Origin of the sequence: Plantactinospora endophytica, assembly GCF_016862915.1 — a bacterium.
Lineage (GTDB): Bacteria > Actinomycetota > Actinomycetes > Mycobacteriales > Micromonosporaceae > Plantactinospora > Plantactinospora endophytica.
Genome location: NZ_BONW01000001.1, coordinates 174,417 through 190,385 on the forward strand (window position 1 = coordinate 174,417; position 15,969 = coordinate 190,385).

General features: G+C 73.7%; 14 protein-coding genes. 5 read left to right on the forward strand and 9 right to left on the reverse strand.

Translation table 11 applies throughout. The features are described 5' to 3' along the window. Window positions 1-126 precede the first annotated feature (126 nt). Window positions 127-567, reverse strand: coding sequence for a hypothetical protein (locus Pen02_RS00750; RefSeq protein ID WP_203863916.1), 441 nt, complete (start codon window positions 565-567; stop codon window positions 127-129). After that, window positions 564-3,500 (reverse strand): FtsK/SpoIIIE domain-containing protein, encoded by a 2,937-nt coding sequence (locus tag Pen02_RS00755; protein WP_239139854.1) that lies wholly within the window; start codon window positions 3,498-3,500, stop codon window positions 564-566. Before Pen02_RS00755 ends, Pen02_RS00750 begins: the two co-directional genes overlap by 4 nt. A 263-nt stretch (window positions 3,501-3,763) precedes the next feature. On the opposite strand from Pen02_RS00755, the gene Pen02_RS00760 reads away from it, so the two are divergent. After that, the gene (locus Pen02_RS00760; RefSeq protein ID WP_203863917.1) at window positions 3,764-4,330 is read left to right on the forward strand and encodes a hypothetical protein; all 567 of its coding nucleotides are present in this window, start codon (window positions 3,764-3,766) and stop codon (window positions 4,328-4,330) included. A 38-nt stretch (window positions 4,331-4,368) separates the two neighbouring features. Here the strand turns inward: Pen02_RS00760 and Pen02_RS00765 are convergent, their stop codons facing one another. The 7 genes from Pen02_RS00765 to Pen02_RS00795 all read right to left on the reverse strand — a co-directional run bounded on the left by Pen02_RS00765 (window position 4,369) and on the right by Pen02_RS00795 (window position 13,004). Continuing rightward, complete coding sequence (locus Pen02_RS00765) at window positions 4,369-4,998, reverse strand: hypothetical protein (protein ID WP_203863918.1); 630 nt, start codon at window positions 4,996-4,998, stop codon at window positions 4,369-4,371. A gap of 16 nt (window positions 4,999-5,014) precedes the next feature. Next, window positions 5,015-6,148 carry a M23 family metallopeptidase gene (locus Pen02_RS00770; RefSeq protein ID WP_203863919.1) on the reverse strand — a complete coding sequence of 378 codons (1,134 nt, stop codon included), beginning with the start codon at window positions 6,146-6,148 and terminating at the stop codon, window positions 5,015-5,017. A 24-nt stretch (window positions 6,149-6,172) separates the two neighbouring features. Continuing rightward, window positions 6,173-6,718, reverse strand: coding sequence for a hypothetical protein (locus Pen02_RS00775; RefSeq protein WP_203863920.1), 546 nt, complete (start codon window positions 6,716-6,718; stop codon window positions 6,173-6,175). 4 nt (window positions 6,719-6,722) lie between these two features. Further along, on the reverse strand, window positions 6,723-8,753 hold the full coding sequence (locus tag Pen02_RS00780) for an MFS transporter (RefSeq protein WP_239139855.1): 2,031 nt from the start codon (window positions 8,751-8,753) through the stop codon (window positions 6,723-6,725). Window positions 8,754-8,756: 3 nt separating this feature from the next. Then, window positions 8,757-12,224: an ATP-binding protein gene (locus Pen02_RS00785; protein WP_203863921.1), complete on the reverse strand. Its 3,468-nt coding sequence runs from the start codon at window positions 12,222-12,224 to the stop codon at window positions 8,757-8,759. Between the two features lie 90 nt (window positions 12,225-12,314). After that, complete coding sequence (locus Pen02_RS00790; protein ID WP_203863922.1) at window positions 12,315-12,677, reverse strand: hypothetical protein; 363 nt, start codon at window positions 12,675-12,677, stop codon at window positions 12,315-12,317. Between the two features lie 15 nt (window positions 12,678-12,692). Further along, window positions 12,693-13,004: a hypothetical protein gene (locus Pen02_RS00795; protein ID WP_203863923.1), complete on the reverse strand. Its 312-nt coding sequence runs from the start codon at window positions 13,002-13,004 to the stop codon at window positions 12,693-12,695. A 481-nt stretch (window positions 13,005-13,485) separates the two neighbouring features. Between Pen02_RS00795 and folP the strand changes: the two genes are divergently transcribed. From folP to Pen02_RS00815, 4 genes are all read left to right on the forward strand, one after another. Next, entirely contained in the window at window positions 13,486-14,307 is an 822-nt protein-coding gene (gene folP / locus Pen02_RS00800) for a dihydropteroate synthase (protein WP_203864298.1), read from the forward strand. After that, window positions 14,304-14,726 carry a dihydroneopterin aldolase gene (folB, locus tag Pen02_RS00805; RefSeq protein WP_203863924.1) on the forward strand — a complete coding sequence of 141 codons (423 nt, stop codon included), beginning with the start codon at window positions 14,304-14,306 and terminating at the stop codon, window positions 14,724-14,726. The genes folP and folB overlap by 4 nt, the downstream gene beginning before the upstream one ends. Before the next feature lie 4 nt (window positions 14,727-14,730). After that, window positions 14,731-15,255, forward strand: a complete 525-nt coding sequence (gene folK / locus Pen02_RS00810) for a 2-amino-4-hydroxy-6-hydroxymethyldihydropteridine diphosphokinase (protein WP_203863925.1) — start codon at window positions 14,731-14,733, stop codon at window positions 15,253-15,255. Between the two features lie 173 nt (window positions 15,256-15,428). Then, complete coding sequence (locus Pen02_RS00815) at window positions 15,429-15,908, forward strand: DUF3180 domain-containing protein (protein WP_203864299.1); 480 nt, start codon at window positions 15,429-15,431, stop codon at window positions 15,906-15,908. The last annotated feature ends 61 nt before the right edge of the window (window positions 15,909-15,969 follow it).

Sequence of the window (15,969 nt, forward strand, 5' to 3'; positions counted from 1 at the left end):
GCGGGCAGTACTGCTGTCGTTGTCATGCCAGGTAGTCGTAATTATGACTCCTTGGCATGACGCTCATCGGGGAACATGCTTCCGCCCGGACGACCGGCGGGGCCGTGTCGGCGGCCCGGTCAGCCGCTATCCGCGCAGCCCGACGAGGTAGACGCCGCCGAGGCAGAGCACGGCCAGCAGCGCCAGCAGGGCCACCGTGAGCGCGCCGTAGAGGAGTATCCGGGTCCAGGGCAGCGGGCCGGCCCCGGGCAGCCGGGTGGCGGCGTCGGCCGCGTCGGCGGTCGAACGGGCCTCCCGCAGCGCCGCCAGCACCGACTGGGGGCCACCGACCATCGCCTGACCGGCCACCGCTACCTCCGGCGCAGACGGCACCAGTTCCGCCTCGGCGACGCCCAACGCGCGTAGCCGGGACTGCTGCGGCACCAGCCGGGCCCGTACCCCGGCCAACTCCTCCCGGGCGCTGTGCACGCCCCGCTCCTGTTCGGCGGCGGCGGTCGCGGCGGACCGGCGTACCGCGTCCAGCCGCTGCGCGGCGGCCAGGTAGTCCTGCCAGGCGTCCCCGCTCACGGCCGACCCTCCCCGCCCGGTGCGGCGTACGGCACGACCAGGCTGGCCTGGCCGGTGCGGCGGTCGTACAGCAGCGCCCGGCCGGGCCGGGGGCGCCACCGTACCGGCCGGCCCAGCAGCCCGGCCACCTCCGTCTCGGGTACGTCGAGCAGCACCAGCCCGTCCACGGTCGCCCCACCTGCGGCAACCGCCCCGGCACCGTCACCCGGCTCCGAACTCCCGCCCGCTTCGGAACCGGCACCCCCATCGGGACCTGCGACCTCATCACCGACGACCGCTTCGGGACCTCTGACGTCTTCGGGACCTCTGACATGTTCGGCACCGGCGACGTCTTCAGGACCGGGGGCCTCCTCGGCACCAGGGGCTTTCTCGGGCTGCGGCGGCGCGGCTTCGGGTTGCGGCGGTGTGGCGAGCAAGGCGGCGAACGGAGCCGTCGCCCGCCACCAGCCGAGCAGGTGCACACCCCGCGCAGGCCCGTCGCGCAGCAGCGCCCGGATCCGGTCCGCCGACAGGTGTGCGCCGGCCACCAGCTCGTCAGCCGCGAACAGCACCAGATAGCCGGGTCCGGCCAGCTCCAGCGCCCCGGCCAGCCCGGCGGCGTCCACCCGGCCGACCCGATGCCGCCGGGCCAACTCGGCGGTGAGCGCGTCGGCGGCCGGGTCCGCTGCCGGTGCGGCGACCATAAACTCGACGCTGCCGGCGGGATGCCGGGCGGCAAGCCCTCGGGCCGCACCGGCCAGTACGCCCGCGCCGGCCGGGTCCGCTCCGAGGACCGCGAGGTGTCGGCCCGGCGACCGGTCGAGCGGCAACTCCGCCGGCCGTGGCGGCACGTCGACCAGCAGTCCGACCGGTGCGCCGATCACCGCCGCCGGCCCGTCGGTCGCGTCCGTACGTGCTCCGCCGGCCGCTGCCGGACCCGCCGTCGGGGCGGCCACGGCCGGCTCGCGCCGAACGGTCGTGTCCGGCCCGGCACCCGGTGCGGGGACCGGCGGGGCCGGTGGGGTCAGGTAGCCGGTGAAGACGCCGGGGGCGGGCGTACCGGCGGGACGGTCCGCCCAGAGCCGGTGCCGCAGCCCGCTGAGCGCGCCCGGATCGGCGTGCGGATCGGGGAACCGGACCGTCCGCTCGTGCCCCCGGGTCGCGCCTCGGGGCCCGCCCAGCCCACCGGCGGTGTTCACCACCGCCGTACCCAGGGGCAGGCCGGCGGCCGAGTCGTTCGTCGGCTCCAGCACGTCCGCACCGCCGGGTAGCGCCACCCGGACCGGGAACTGCCCGAGGAACGAGTCCCGCCGGGCGCGCAGCGCGGCCAGCACCGGTGTCGGCCGCCCGGTCAGGATCAGGTGTACGCCGGCCGAGCGGCCCCGCCGGGCCACCGACTCCAGTCGGGCCAGCGCCTCGGTGCCGATCTCGTCCTCGTCGGCCAGCAGCAGTGCGAACTCGTCCAGTACGCAGAGGATCCGGTGCGCCGGTCGGGCGCTCGCACCCCGCTGGGCGGGTACCCGGGTCTCCGGCGCGGTCCGGCGGTCCAGTTCGGCGTCGAGTTCGCGGAGCACCGCGAGGCCGTACTCCCGGTCGGCCTGCACCCCGACGGCCCGGACGTGCGGCAGCCACGGCCCGCCCGGCGCCGTACCGTCGGACCCGTCCGCCGGCTCCGGTACGAACTCGGTGAACGCCGTCCCGTCCGCGAAGTCGACCAGGTAGAGCGCCAACTCGTCGGGGTGGTAGCGGGTGCAGAGCCCGTAGAGCACGTTGACCAGGAACGCACTCTTGCCGGCGGCGTCCCGGCCGCCGACCAGCCAGTGCGGGGTGCGTTCGTCGAAGCCGAGCGGTACCGTCCGCTCACCGTCGTGCCCGACCGGAGTGCTCAGCCCGTCGGCCGAGGACTCGGTCCAGAACCCGTCCGGCGATTCCGGCAGCAGGTCGTCGACGGTACGCCGGTAGTCGGCGTGGAACCGCGCGGCCAGGTCCCGGCAGACCCGGTCCAGCAGCGGTACCGGCGGGCACTCGTCGAGGAAGACCGGCGAGTTGAGTCCGGTGCCCGGCAGGTGCGGCACCGGAGCGCTGAACGGGCCGCCGGGCGGATCGCCGACCAGCGCGTACGGGTTGCGCATCGCGATCATCGTGGACCGGGCGAGCGGCGCCTGACTGGTCTCCGCCGTCAACGGTGGCGGTGGCCAGCCGGCGACGATCAGGTGCAGTCCCGCCTCGGGACCCTCCCGGGCCAGTGCACCGATCCGGGCCAGGTCGGCAGCCTCGGTCAGCTCCGGCAGCGAGCCGACCACCACCAGCAGGGTGCGGTCGTGCCGGTTGTAGCGGGCGGCGGCCGGGCGCGTGGGGCGTACCCACTGCTCGGCCTCGGCCAGCACGGCCCGCAGCCCGGTGCGGTCGGTGACCGGCGGCGGCATCAGGCCGGCGTCGGCGAGCGGCGCGAACGGCGCGAAGAGCTGGCCCTCGGCGGTCGCGTCGACGCCGCGCACCAGCAGCGAGCCGGCCGGGGCGGCGGCGAGCAGCCGGAGGAGTACGGAACGGAGCAGCCCGGCGACCCGGGGATCGCGGCTGTCCGCGTCGACGGTGAGGTGACCGGTGCCGAGCAGTGGCACCACCACCGGGAACCGGGCGTCGTCCAGCGGCTGGGCGGTGCCGATCCGGACGAAGGCCGGCTGGGCGGGCCCGCCGAGCGGGGCGTCCTCGGACTGGGCGTCCAGCGGTGCGCCGAGCCAACCGGGGGTGAGCAGGCTCGCCGCGGCACGCAGCCGTTCGGCGAGTTCGTGCTGTTCCCGCTGGTCGGCCGGGATCGGCCGGATCGCGTCCAGCGCGGTCGCCGCCGCGGCGGCGGTCGCGGCGGCCCGGCGGTGCAGCGCGGCGGCGGTGCCGGCGGCGGCCCGCCAGCGCAGCGTGGCGGCGTGCCCGGTCGGTCCCTTCCAGGTGTCCACCGCACCAACTCCCTCGTTCTGGACTGAGACGGTATCCCAGCGCGGGGGCATCTTCGCGGACCTCCGGCGACGGCCGTGGCACAGATAGCCGGGGTACCACCGGCACCATGCCGGCCGGGCCGCCCCGGGTGCACGGCCGACCGCTCCGAACCGCACAGCCGACCGATCCGGCATAGCGGATAGTTATCGGTTGCTCCCTTTTGGTTACCAAGCTGGAATTCACGCCCATTGGGTACGCGGCCCGCAACGGCTAGCCTCAGGGGGTGGAATCAGTGCCTCCCCCGACCGATTCCCAGGTGTCCCGGGTACCGTCCCAGCGGACCCCGCCCGGACAGGCCGACGCCCCGCCGGTCGCACCGCCACCGGCGCCGCGTCGACGGCGAGCGGGCCTGGTGCTGGCGGTGGTCGGCGGCGCACTGGCGCTGCTCTGCCTGGCCGGTGCCGCCGTCGCGTACGTCGCCTACGACCGGTTCACCGCACCCGACCGGAGCGCCCCGGACGTCGTGGTCGACAACTACCTGCGAGCCTTCCTGGTCGACGAGAACGACGTACTCGCCGAGCAGTTCGAGTGCGCCGACAAGGCCGGGCTGGCGCCGCTGCGTACGCTCCGGAGCGACCTGACGGCCCGGGAGAAGCAGTTCCAGATCACCTTCGTGGTCAAGTGGGGGCCGCTGGGGGTACGCGCCCAGGGGGAGAGCGCCGAGGTCACGGTGGAACTGGTCATCTCGTACCTGGTGGACAACCTCTCGCAGACCGAGCACCAGCAGTGGCGATTCGGCACCGAGCAGGACGACGGCTGGCGGGTCTGCCAGGCCGCCCCGGTGAGCTAACCCGACCCGGGCAGGCGTCACTCGATCCAGCGCAGGCGTCACTCGATCCAGAGCAGGTGTACCGGCACCTCCAGGGTGGTCGGCGGCCGGCCGCTCCACGCCCAGCGGTACCAGTCGAGTTCGGCGGTGACCCGTACGCAGATGTCACCGTCGGCGCTGTTGTAGACCTCGGTGACCGCCCGCAGGTCGCGCCGCTCCACCCCGTCGACGACCTGCACCACCCGGCGGCCGGCGACCGCGTCCGTTTCGACCACCGGCACCGGGGTCCGGTGCGTCGGCGCGTCCAGCGACACCAGCCGGGAGATCACGTCCGGTCGGGCCGGCCGGGGGATCGGCGGGGTGGTGGCGTCCCAGACCGAGATCTCGCCGAGCGTCTCCACCCAGACCCGTTCCGCCGGTACCAGCGGGGCGAAGACCTCGATCTGTTCGGCCTCCGCCCGGTACCACTCGTGCTCGGCGAGCACCGGCACGTAGCTGCGGCTGCCCTGCACCACCCGCTCGTCCGCCCGCAGGTCGGCCCGCCAGCCGAGCCCGGGCAGCCCGACCAGCACCCGCCGACCGCGCAGGTCCGTCCGGCCGGCTGCGGCGGCGATGACGATCGGTCGGGGCGGCGCCGGAGCCCAGTCGGGCTGGCCGGCGAACGGATCGGGCAGTGGATCGTGGCTCACGCAGTGCTCCGCCGGCTCATCCGCCGTCCGTCAGCGGTGCGCCCCGGTCGCGCATGAACGGCACCGGGTCGACCGCGCCGTGCTTGCTCCGGTCGCCGCGCAGGTGCACCTCGAAGTGCAGGTGCGGCCCCGAGGAGTTGCCGCTCGACCCGACCCGCCCGATCACCTGCCCGGCCTCCACCATGTCGTTCTTCGAAACCATCGGTCTGCTGACCATATGGCAGTACCGGGTGATCACGTTGCCCGCGTGCAGAATGTCGACGAACCAGCCGCAGCCGCCCTTGCCCGGGAAGCCGTCCACGTCACAGCTCAACCGGCCCCGCCGGTCCGGGTCGCAGCGGGAGACCAGCACCCGGCCGGCCGCCGCCGATTTGATCTCGGTGGTGTACTTCGGTGCCCCGATGTCGACGCCGTTGTGCGAGGGTCGGGCGGCGGTGCGGAACCCGGAGCCGACCGAGCCGGGAATCGGCGCGGTCCAGCCGGAGGCGGCGATCTCCGCCCCGTCGGCGCAACCGAGGTCGAGGTCGGTACCGGCGGCCCGGGCGGCGCCACCGGTCAACGCGTTCACGATCTCGGTCGCCAGCGGCTCGTGCTTGGCGTACGCGTCCGGAAAGGCGCTGATCTGCACCGCCTGGGCGGCCCGGGTGAGGGAGCGCTTCTGCCAGTTCCGAATGGTCTTCAACTTCTCGTAGAACTTCCGGGCCGCGTACTCCGGGTTGCGGATCTGCTCCGGGGTGCCCCAGCCGGTGCTGGGCCGCTGCTGGAAGAGCCCGAGCGAGTCGTGGTCGTTGCGGTCGCCGAGGTGCCCGTGGTTGGTCAGGTTGGACTCCTGCATGGCGGTGGCGACCGCGATCACCCAGGCCCGGGGCGGCAGCTTCATCTCCCGGCCGACCTTGATGATGATCGCCGCGTTCCGCATCTGGCTCGCCTTGTACGGCCCGACCAGCGGCAACTCACCCTCGATCTTGATCGGGTCGCTGTTGCCGCAGCCGAAGGTGGTCGCCGCCAGGTTCTCCTCCTCGGAGGCGAACATGGTCACCAGGAACGCCCCGGTGCCCCCGACACAGCAGAGCAGCGCGAGTACGCCGGTCAGTGTCATCGCCAGCGCGACCCGGCGTACCGGCCGTCGGGCCGTACCGCGGTCGGTCATCCCCCACCCACCTCCCCGCGCCGCTCAGCGCCGTTGCCAGTCCACCGTGTCGACCTGCCAGCGCCCCTCCGGAGCCACCAGCCCGAGCCGGAGTTCACCGGAGTCCACCGGTACGACCACCTCGACCAGGCTGTCGTTCTGCGGTACGACCCGTGGCTCGCCGGTGATCCGGTCGGCCGGCACGGTGACCGGGTCGACCCCGGTCAACTGCTCGGCCAGTTGCGCGGTGGCGAGCGGCCGGAGCCTGTCGTGCCACTCCCGCGCGGTCACGTCCTGGTGGTCGAGCCAGGCGGTGGTGAACGACCGGGCCACCGCCTCCGGCTCGGGCGCGCCGGGGCTGGTCCGGGGCGTCGGCTCCGCGGTCACGGTCAGCCCGTCGTCGCCGGCCTCCGGATCGGTGACGCTGATCGGGCCGGGCGTCCCGCCGATCAGGGTTGGCCCGCCGTCGCCACCTCCGGCGACCAGCCGGGCCGCGCCGATGATGCCGAGGATCACCACGGCCAGCCCGATCGCGATGCCGAGCCGGGACCGGAGGATCCGGGTGAAGAGGAACTCGATCGCCCGCCGCATCGCGTCACCTCGCCTCGGAGCGGATCCGTGGCGCGGGTGCCGGTGCCGGGTCCGGGGCGGGTGCCGAGTCGGGCCGGTAGATGACGTAGGACGGGTTCTCGACCGGTACGTCGGGCTCGGTCCACTCGGCCGGCCGGCGCCGGGACGACGGCCGACCACGGGCCGGCCGGGAACCACCACCGCCGCCGGCAGGGGCGTCCGCCGGGGGCGCGTCGGGCGGGTCGGTGCCCGGGGCGGTACCGGTCTCCGGGCGGCTGGCGGCACCGCTCTGCGCCGGGTCCTCGTGCCGGGCCTCCGGGCGTACGTTGGTCTGCTGGACCAGTACGTTGCGGTTCTTGACCCGGACGTCGCGTTCCTCGGACTCGCTCTCCAGCCGGGAGGCGGCCCGGACGTCCCGGAAGAACCGGCGGTGCCACGAGCCGGCCGAGCCGATCACCTCGGTGCTGTCCTTGCCGCCGAGCTGGGTGATCCGGCGGTACGGCCGCAGCAGCAGCCAGCCGACCACCCCGCAGAGCCAGACCAGCACCACCTGGAGCCAGCCGGGGATGGTGGGGGTGCTCATCACCAGGTCGACGGCGAAGAGGTAGATCGCCGCGCCGGTGCCGAAGATGGCGATGTTGAACACGGCGGCCACCACCGCGTTGCCCAGCCGGCGCAGACCGGCGCTGGCCGGGCGGAGCAGCCCGACCGTGCCGAGCACCGGGGCGGCGATCACCGCCCACCGGAAGAGCAGGAAGCCGAGCAGCACCAGCAGGGAGGCGGTCAGGTCGAACATCGCGAAGAGGATCGCGGCCAGGATGGCGATCAGTCCGGCACCGATCCGGTCCGAGTCACGGGCGCCGCGCAGGTATTCGTACGCCTCCGGGTCCTCCTGCTTGATCTGCTCGGCGACCTTCATCCACTGTTCCTGCTTCTCCTTCACCGTCGCCGGTCGGGTGGCCGGGTTGGCGGCGATCCGGGCCGCCTCCTCCCAGGTGAACGCCTTGGCGTCGTAGAGCGCCCGGCCGTACTTGCGGGCCGTCTCGCTGTCCGAGGAGCCGAGCGCGCCGCGCAGCCAGTTGCGGTAGAGCATCGTCTCGGTGGCGGTGTCGCCGGCCCGCAGCGCCGGTGGCCGGTTGTCCTTGCAGCCGGCCGGGTTGAGCGAGCCGCACCGGTCGGCCGGGATGCTCTTGTCCCGGGGGCCGACCGCCTCGTGCACCACGTTCAGCGTGGTCACCAGGGTGCCGTCGGCGACGTTCGCGGACCGGACCGGCCAGGCGGCGATCGCGGTCACCGCGACCATCACCAGTACCGCCCAGCCGGCGGTGGTCATCGCGTTGCTCATGTCGGACTGCCGGGAACGCCAGAGCAGGTAGACGCCGACGACGCAGAGGGTGATGATGCCGAAGACGCTGAACACCCGCTCGTAGACGGCCTTGGTGGCCTGCTCGACCAGGGGATCGGCCCAGTCCCACATGGTGCGCGGATCCCAGGCCCGCTCGCGCAGCGCGTTCGAGGCGCCGATGATCGCGGCGGCGATCCGGATCTCGCCGTCCGCGATCTTGTTGAACACCTTGCTGCCCGGGTCGATCACGTCCGAGGCGCAGCCACCGCTGTCGTCGTACGTCTCGTAGCTGTAGCCGGCGTTGCCGTACTCGGTGTACATGCCCTTCACGCCCGGCTGGCTGCTCGCCTCCGGGCGGGTGGCGAACCAGCCGCCGAGCCCCTGGTCCGGTGCGCTCGGCGTCGGTGCGTTCACACAGTCCCGGATGTTCTGGCCGACGTCGGCGAGCCGGTCGACACAGTCCCGGAAGTTCGCCTCCCACTCGGCGGTGGTGCAGAGCGCCGCCTTCGCCTGGGTCGGGACCGGCGCGGCCGACGCGGGCGCCGCGCCGCCCAGCACCGGCCAGACCAGCGTGGCGGTCGCGAGCACCCCGATCGCGAGCAGCAGGGCGGCGACGCGGGCGCCGCTCCTCGCCGTCGAACCCTCTTCAACCCGAACAGCGCGGCGCTGGCGGCCACGGCGGACGGCAACGGGAGGTCGAAGAAGGTTCATCGGTCAAGCCTCCAGGTCCGCGATGGGGGAAGGGAGGTTGGCCACGGCGGCCTTTGCCGTGACCGGGGTGGTGTCCAGGTGGTCGAGCAGGCCGGAGACGTACGACACGTCGACGCGTACCTTCTGCACCCGGCCGTCGACGTCGCGCATCACGAACTCCCGGAAACCGAGCCGGTCCGCCGACGACGTGTCCACGTTGGACAGCGAGGCCAGGGTCGCCTCGTAGCCGTCGTTGACCGGTACCCGGAGCAGTCGCAGCGCCTCGGAGGCGATGTCCACGTCCTCGGCGATCCGGCCGACGAAGACGGTGGAGACCAGGTTCTGCACGTCGAGCCCGAGGATGTCCTTCGGGTTCTGCGAGGAGACCAGTGCGGCGAGGTTCCACTTGCGGGAGTCCCGGGCCAGCCGGACCAGGAAGGACCGGCCGGAGCGCCAGCCCTCCATGAAGTGCGCCTCGTCGAGACCGACCAGCTTGCGCGAGCCCATCGAGCCGCCGTAGCAGCGGCGTACCGCCAGCCGGTGCGCGGTGTGCAGCATCGGCAGCGCCAGCGCCTCCTCGGCCGACCAGTACTCCCGCTCGATCTTGAGATCGGGCAGCCGCAGCCCGGCCATGGTGATCACGGTCAGCGTGGCGTCGGCGCCCAGCAGCCCCTCCGGCGGCCGGCCGAAGAAGAGCAGCGCCAGCGGCATCTCGGCGGTGTCCAGCAGCAGGTTGGCCAGCTCCCGGCCCTCGTCCTCCAGCCCGGCCAGGCAGGCCACCACATCGTCCAGAGTGGACGTCTCCTCGGCCGGCACCTGTCGGACGGCGTGCCGGAACAGCGTCGCGGTGGACGCCTCCCGGGCCACCTGCGGCGGCACCAGCATCATGCAGATGTCCTGCACCAGCATCCGCCGCTCGGCCCGGGCGTTCGAGACCGCGATCTGGAACTCCCGGTCGCCGCCCGCCCCGGTCGGGAACTCGCTGCGCAGCGGCGTCGGGATCAGCGCGTAGGGTGCCAAAGTGCCGTGCTCGGAACCGGTCAGGTTCAGCACGCGTGAATAGGGTCGCAGCTCCGGCATCGCACAGAGCCGGGCCAGCGGGCCGGACGGGTCCAGCAGGGTCACCTGCACCCCGCGCCGGGCGGCCAGATAGCCGAGCGCGCCGAGCAGGGTCGACTTGCCACCGCCCGGCTCGGCGACGAAGACGGCGAGGCCGGACCGCTCGCGTACCTCCATCGGGAAGTGCAGGTCCAGGAAGACCGGGCGGCGGCAGGTGCCGGCGGTACGCCCGATCAGGTCGCCGCGCCGGTCGCCGACCGTGGAGGCCGCCTGCGGCAGCGCGGCGGCCAGCAGCGGTACCGGCATCCGGCGCAGGTAACCGGTGTTCGCGATCGGCTCGCCGGGAATGAACTCCCGGGCCAGCCAGTCCTGGTTCTTCGGATGCTGGAGCGAGATCCGCAGCTCCCGCGAGTAGAGCTGGATCAGCCGCCGGGCCCGCTCCAGGCACTCCTCCCTGGTCCGCCCGCCGACCGCGATCCGGTGCCAGCCGTGCGCCCGGGCCGAGTCCACCGGCAGCCCGGTGGTCATCTCGTCACCGATCACCAGCGCCCGCTTGGCCAGCCGCTCCAGCTCGGGCGGGGCGTCGATGCCGTGCTCGGCGTAGTCGAGCTGCTGGGAACGGATCATCCGCAGCCGGTGCTCCAGATTGCGGAACGAGTCGCCGGAACCGAGGATGTCGACCCGGGTGGAGATCTCCATCGGCCACGGCAGCCGCTCGTGGAAGTGCAGCCACGGCTCGTGCCGCTCCGGGATCTCCAGCGGCTCCATCCGACCCACCGCGAGTACGGCGACGTGCCGCTCCTCCCCGGTCATCCGGTTGACCAGCTTCACCGTCGACCCGTACGGGGTGCGGTAGCGCTCCACCTGCTCGGTCAGGGCCAGCAGGTCACCGCGCTCCCAGTGGCCGTTGGTGACCGGTGAGAGGGCGCCGGGCGGGGCCATGCAGAGCGCCACGGAGCGGTACATCAGCCACTCCAGCTCCTCGGCGGTGACCTGCCGGCCACGCATCCCGAACGCGCCGAGCACCTCGTCGAACTGCTCGACGGTCCGGCCCAGCTTGCGGCGCTCCCCGTCGGCGGTACCCCGGCCGAAGGCCCGGAGGAACCGTTCGGCCAGCGAGTTGCCGAGCGACCGGCGGGCGAAGGTGACCCCGAGGTAGGTCTGGCCCTCGGCGTGGTTGACCGAGAGCAGGTGCCGCTGCGCCGCCACCAGGTGGTCCGACCAGCTCGGTGCACCGGCCACGGTGGCCAGCGGCGCCGGGGTGTGCGTGTCGATCGTCCGGGCCCACTCGTCGGCCGGGAACGGCCGGGTCGTGCGGCGCAGGTGCAGCCGGAACCCGGCGAGGCCGGCGTACTGCTCGGAGATGGCCGAGAGCAGTGCCTCCCGCTCGGCGTCCGGGCGGAACGCCCAGCGCACCTCCGGCAGCCAGTACCAGGCGGTGACGGTGTTCGGGGTGAAGGTGAGGTGCCCGGCGATCTCGGTGATGGCCAGCTCGACGGCGGGATCCCGGTCGCCGAAGCGGAGCTTCGGTGCGCGTACCCGCTGGGGTTTGGTCAGCGACTGCGGCCGGGTCGGCTTCGGCGTGCTCCGGCGCTGCTTCGGGGCGACCGCCGTGCTGTCCCGGTCCGGGCGGCCGCCGGACCGGCGGGTCGGCTGTTCGGCCGGCTCGCGGACCAGCGGCAGCGCGCCGGAGTGCTCGCCGCCGCGCTGCTGCGGCGCCGGACTCGGCCGCCCGGAGTACGCCTCGGAGGCGGCGTCCGGCCCGGACCGGGGCGCGGGCGGTTCGGCGGGCCAGCCGGCGGCGGTCGCCGGGCCGGGATCGGGGCGGGCCGGCTCCACCTGCCGGATCGTGGCCGTGGTGTCGAGCCGGGCGGTGGCGGTGTCGTCGTGCGCCGGCCGGGCGGGCGGGGCGGCCGGTGGGGCGTACCGGGCGGCGGGCTGGGCAGGTGCGGCCGAGGTCTCCCGCCGGGTGGTGTCGGTCGTCGGAGTCTCGTCCCGCTTCCAGGCCGGCAGGCCGACGGCGGCGGCGTCCGGGTCCTCGCCCCAGCGCCCGCGTGGCTGCGGCGAGGGGGTGCGGTGCGCCGGTCGGGGTGCCGGTGCGGCCGGCGGCGGTGGGCCGGCGGGGGCCGACTGGACCGGCCCGGCACCGAAGAGGTCGAGGAAGGGCGAGTCGATGTCCGGATGCTCGACCGGTGCCGGTGGCCGGGCCGGTGTGCCGGCGGCGGGCCGGGCCGGACGGTTCCGGGCCGGCGGCTGCGGCGCCTGGAAGACCGCGACCCCGCCGTGCCCGGTGTTGCTGAGCAGTGCGGCGTCGTACTCGGTCTCCTCGGCCGGCTCGGACCCGTGGTAGCCGGAGGACTGCGTACCGTTACCGGGGTTGTCGGCCGGTCGACCTGCCGGGTGCGAGGAGCCCGGCGGAGAGGGGCGGGTCATACCGCCGCCTCGCCCAGCCCGGCAGGCTCCACCGCACGGCGGTGGAGAGATCTTGTTCGCTCGGTCACGCCGTCACCTCGCTGCGGTCGGTCATGTCAACTGCTCCCGGATCCGGATACGGGTCGCGACCAGTCGTGGGTCGCGCTGCTCTGTCGCCGGTTCGCGGGTGCGCCGCCAGTCGGTCAGTGCCGTCCGGATCACCATCCGGGCGGGCCGGTCGGGGTCGACGTACCGGAAGACGAACGAGGTCGTCACGATGGCGAGCGCGATCTCCCAGGCGGGGATCAGCTCGACCCTGAGCGTGAACGTCCAATGAATGAACATGAAGAGCGGCACCAGCAACATGAACAGCCCGTACTGCGTGTAAGGCAGGTGGATGGGCAGTGTGTAGCCGGGCGGCCCCAGGTAGACCAGGCGGGCCCGATAGATGTCGTCGTCGGTGCGCAGCCGCATCTCGTGCTCCGCGGTCTATTCGAAGATCAGGTTGATCAGGTTCTCGCCGACGAAGAACAGCGTCGCCGCCCCGGCGATGAAGGCCAGGCCGAGCAGCGCGATCGCCGAGCTGGTCAGCACCTTGGAGACCTCGCCCTTGCTGGCTCGACCGATGAAGATCACTCCGAGTACGGCGAGCAGGATGGGCGCGATGTTGGTGGCGAAGAAGCCGACAATCCCATCGGTGTCGATATTGCCCTCGGGCTCGGCCGCCGTCACGGACGCGAGGGTGTGGAGCGCGTGCGTGGCAGCCGGCCATGCCGTCTCCACCAGCTCCATGGCGAACATCGGAATCCTCCCCGGGTGCGGCCCCGTCTCGGCACCGCACTGCTGTCAAGCCCGGTCAACCGGGTCGGTCGTGGGGTGTTGATCGACCCTGCGTCTCGCAATCACCGCGAAGGGTGATGGTTTGTGGGCATCTTTGTCCTGATTCGGCCCATCTCTTAAGTTCTGGCATCTGGCTGATGCGAGCGTACGGCGCGTGCCTGTTTGGAACAAGCGGCGCCGAGTGCCACCGATCCGCCCCGGGCGGGCAGTTTCACGTGCCCCGCCGTACCCGCCGGATTGCCCGGCTCACCGCCTGTGATCAGCGTCGGGGCACGACCCCGGAGCCGCCCCTCGGGCACCGGTGGCCCGGCCGGCCGGTCAGGAAGGCACCGGGGCTGGTGGGTAACGTCTACCCGTGACCGAGTCAGTCCCGGGCCCCGCCACGACCGGCGGCGGACCCCCGACCGTCGGCGACCTGCTCCGCCCGCCCCGGCCGGTGGTGATGGGCGTCCTCAACGTCACGCCCGACTCCTTCTCCGACGGCGGCCGGTACGCCGACCTCGACGCCGCCGTCCGGCACGGTGTGCAGATGCACTCCGACGGCGCCCAGCTCGTCGACGTGGGTGGCGAGTCCACCCGGCCCGGTGCCGACCGGGTCGACGCGGAGACCGAGGCCGCCCGGGTGCTGCCGGTGATCCGGGAACTCGCCGCCAGAGGGGTGCCGATGAGCGTCGACACCTACCGGGCCGGCGTCGCCGCCGCCGCTCTGGCGGCCGGAGCCACAGTGGTCAACGACGTCTCCGGCGGACTGGCCGACCCGGACATGGCCAAGGTGGTCGCCGAGGCCGGCTGCCCGTGGATCCTGATGCACTGGCGCGGGCACGCCAAGCGGATGCAGGACCTGGCCCGCTACACCGACGTGGTCACCGACGTACGGGCCGAGCTGGCCCAGCGGGTCGACGACGCCCTCGCCGCCGGGGTCGCCGCCGACCGCATCGTGATCGACCCCGGGCTCGGCTTCGCCAAACGGGCCGCCGACAACTGGCAGCTCACCGCCCGGCTGCCGGAACTGCTGTCGCTGGGCTACCCGCTGCTCTTCGCGGCCAGCCGCAAGTCGTACCTGGGCGCGCTGCTGGCCGACCCGGACGGCACGCCCCGGCCGACCGAGGGGCGTACCGCCGCCACTGTCGCCACCAGCGTGCTGGCGGTCGCGGCCGGCGCCTGGGGAGTACGGGTGCACGACGTACGCGAGACCGTGGACGCGCTCGCGGTCTGGACCGCCAGCGGCCGGCCCCGGCTGGCAACCACGGAGGTGACCCGATGACCGGGGCGGAGAGCGGGCGCGACGCCGTGCTGAGCGAGCCCGCCGGAACGGCCCGGCCCGGCAGCGACCGGATCGTGCTGACCGGGCTGCGGGCGCGGGGCCGACACGGGGTCTTCGACTTCGAACGGGCCCAGGGGCAGGACTTCGTCGTCGACGTGGTGCTGGAACTCGACCTCACCACGGCGGGCCGCACCGACGACGTGGCCGACACCGTCCACTACGGCGAACTCGCCGACCGGCTGGTCGCGATCGTGACCGGCGAGCCGGTCAACCTGATCGAGACGCTGGCCGAACGGCTGGCCGCCGCCTGCCTCGCCGATCCCCGGGTACTGCTCACCTCGGTCACCGTGCACAAGCCGCAGGCACCGATCCCGCACGACTTCGCCGACGTGGCGGTGACCGTGACCCGGCGGCGGTGACCGGATGACCCGGGCGGTGCTCTCGCTGGGCAGCAACCTCGGCGACCGGCTCGGACACCTGCGCACGGCGGTGACCGGACTGCGGGACGTACTCCTGGTGGCGTCCGGGGTCTACGAGACGCCGCCGTGGGGCGACCCGGACCAGCCCGCGTACCTGAACGCCGTGCTGCTGGTCGGGGACGACACCGCCGGCCCGCGCGACTGGCTGGACCGGGCCCGGGCCGCCGAGACGGCGGCCGGCCGGGTCCGCGACCCGGAGCGCCGGTTCGGGCCGCGCAGCCTGGACGTCGACGTGATCACGGTCTGGGCCGACGACGGCGAGCCGGTGCACAGCGCCGACCCGGAGCTGACCCTGCCGCACCCCCGGGCGCACCTGCGGGCCTTCGTGCTCCGGCCGTGGATCGACATCCAGCCGTACGGGCGGCTGCCCGGCCACGGCTGGCTGACCGACCTGATGTCGACCGAGCCGGTCGCCGGCGACGTACTGGACCTGCGCCCCCGTCCGGATCTGCGGATAGAGTCGGATTGACGGTGACCGCGGTGGCGACGGCACCGCAGCGGCGGCCGGCGGACCATTTCGGCGGCCGGGCCAGGTGCCGCGCGATCCGGTCCCGACGGTACCGGCGGCGACGAGCGGAGTGAGGACGAGTTGTGACCGAGCGCAGACCCCCGACGCGCGGCCCGGCCCCCGACCAGGGGCGGATGGGTCCGACCCGGCCCGCCTCGCTGGTGGTGGCCGGACTGGCCTCGGCGGCAGTGGCCTGGTTGCTGGTCAGCAGCTTCTACAGCCACATCCCGCCGCTGCCCTGGTTGCCGATCGTCACCCTGCTCGGGCTCGCCGCCCTGGAGGGGTACGCGGCGGCGAACACCAAGGCCCGGATCGAGCGCAAGCCCGGCCGGGATCCGGTGGAACCGCTGGCGGTGGCCCGGTTCGTCGTACTGGCCAAGGCGTCGGCGCTGGCCGGGGCGATCTTCGCCGGCTTCTACGCCGGGCTGGACGCCTGGCTGCTCATCGAGCGGACCCGGGCCGCCGCGAACGACGTACCGGCGGCCAGTGCCGGACTCGCCGCGTCGTTGGCGCTGGTCGGGGCGGCGCTCTGGCTGGAACGCTCCTGTCGGGTGCCCGATCGTGATGACCGCGATTCGGAGAGTGACGAACGGGGGCGGCGCGACGAGCGCTGACCAGGGCAGGCCCGGAATCGATGCGTACCGGGGGTGACGGTTGGCCTCGGACGCGGGTACG

Bases quoted from the DNA above. Each gene is read 5' to 3' on its own strand.
- Pen02_RS00770 (WP_203863919.1), bottom strand. From the start codon at position 6,148: ATGACCGACCGCGGTACGGCCCGACGGCCGGTACGCCGGGTCGCGCTG.
- Pen02_RS00775 (WP_203863920.1), bottom strand. From the start codon at position 6,718: ATGCGGCGGGCGATCGAGTTCCTCTTCACCCGGATCCTCCGGTCCCGG.
- Pen02_RS00780 (WP_239139855.1), bottom strand. From the start codon at position 8,753: ATGAACCTTCTTCGACCTCCCGTTGCCGTCCGCCGTGGCCGCCAGCGC.
- Pen02_RS00785 (WP_203863921.1), bottom strand. From the start codon at position 12,224: ATGACCCGCCCCTCTCCGCCGGGCTCCTCGCACCCGGCAGGTCGACCG.
- Pen02_RS00790 (WP_203863922.1), bottom strand. From the start codon at position 12,677: ATGCGGCTGCGCACCGACGACGACATCTATCGGGCCCGCCTGGTCTAC.
- Pen02_RS00795 (WP_203863923.1), bottom strand. From the start codon at position 13,004: ATGTTCGCCATGGAGCTGGTGGAGACGGCATGGCCGGCTGCCACGCAC.
- folP (WP_203864298.1), top strand. From the start codon at position 13,486: ATGGGCGTCCTCAACGTCACGCCCGACTCCTTCTCCGACGGCGGCCGG.
- folB (WP_203863924.1), top strand. From the start codon at position 14,304: ATGACCGGGGCGGAGAGCGGGCGCGACGCCGTGCTGAGCGAGCCCGCC.
- folK (WP_203863925.1), top strand. From the start codon at position 14,731: ATGACCCGGGCGGTGCTCTCGCTGGGCAGCAACCTCGGCGACCGGCTC.
- Pen02_RS00815 (WP_203864299.1), top strand. From the start codon at position 15,429: ATGGGTCCGACCCGGCCCGCCTCGCTGGTGGTGGCCGGACTGGCCTCG.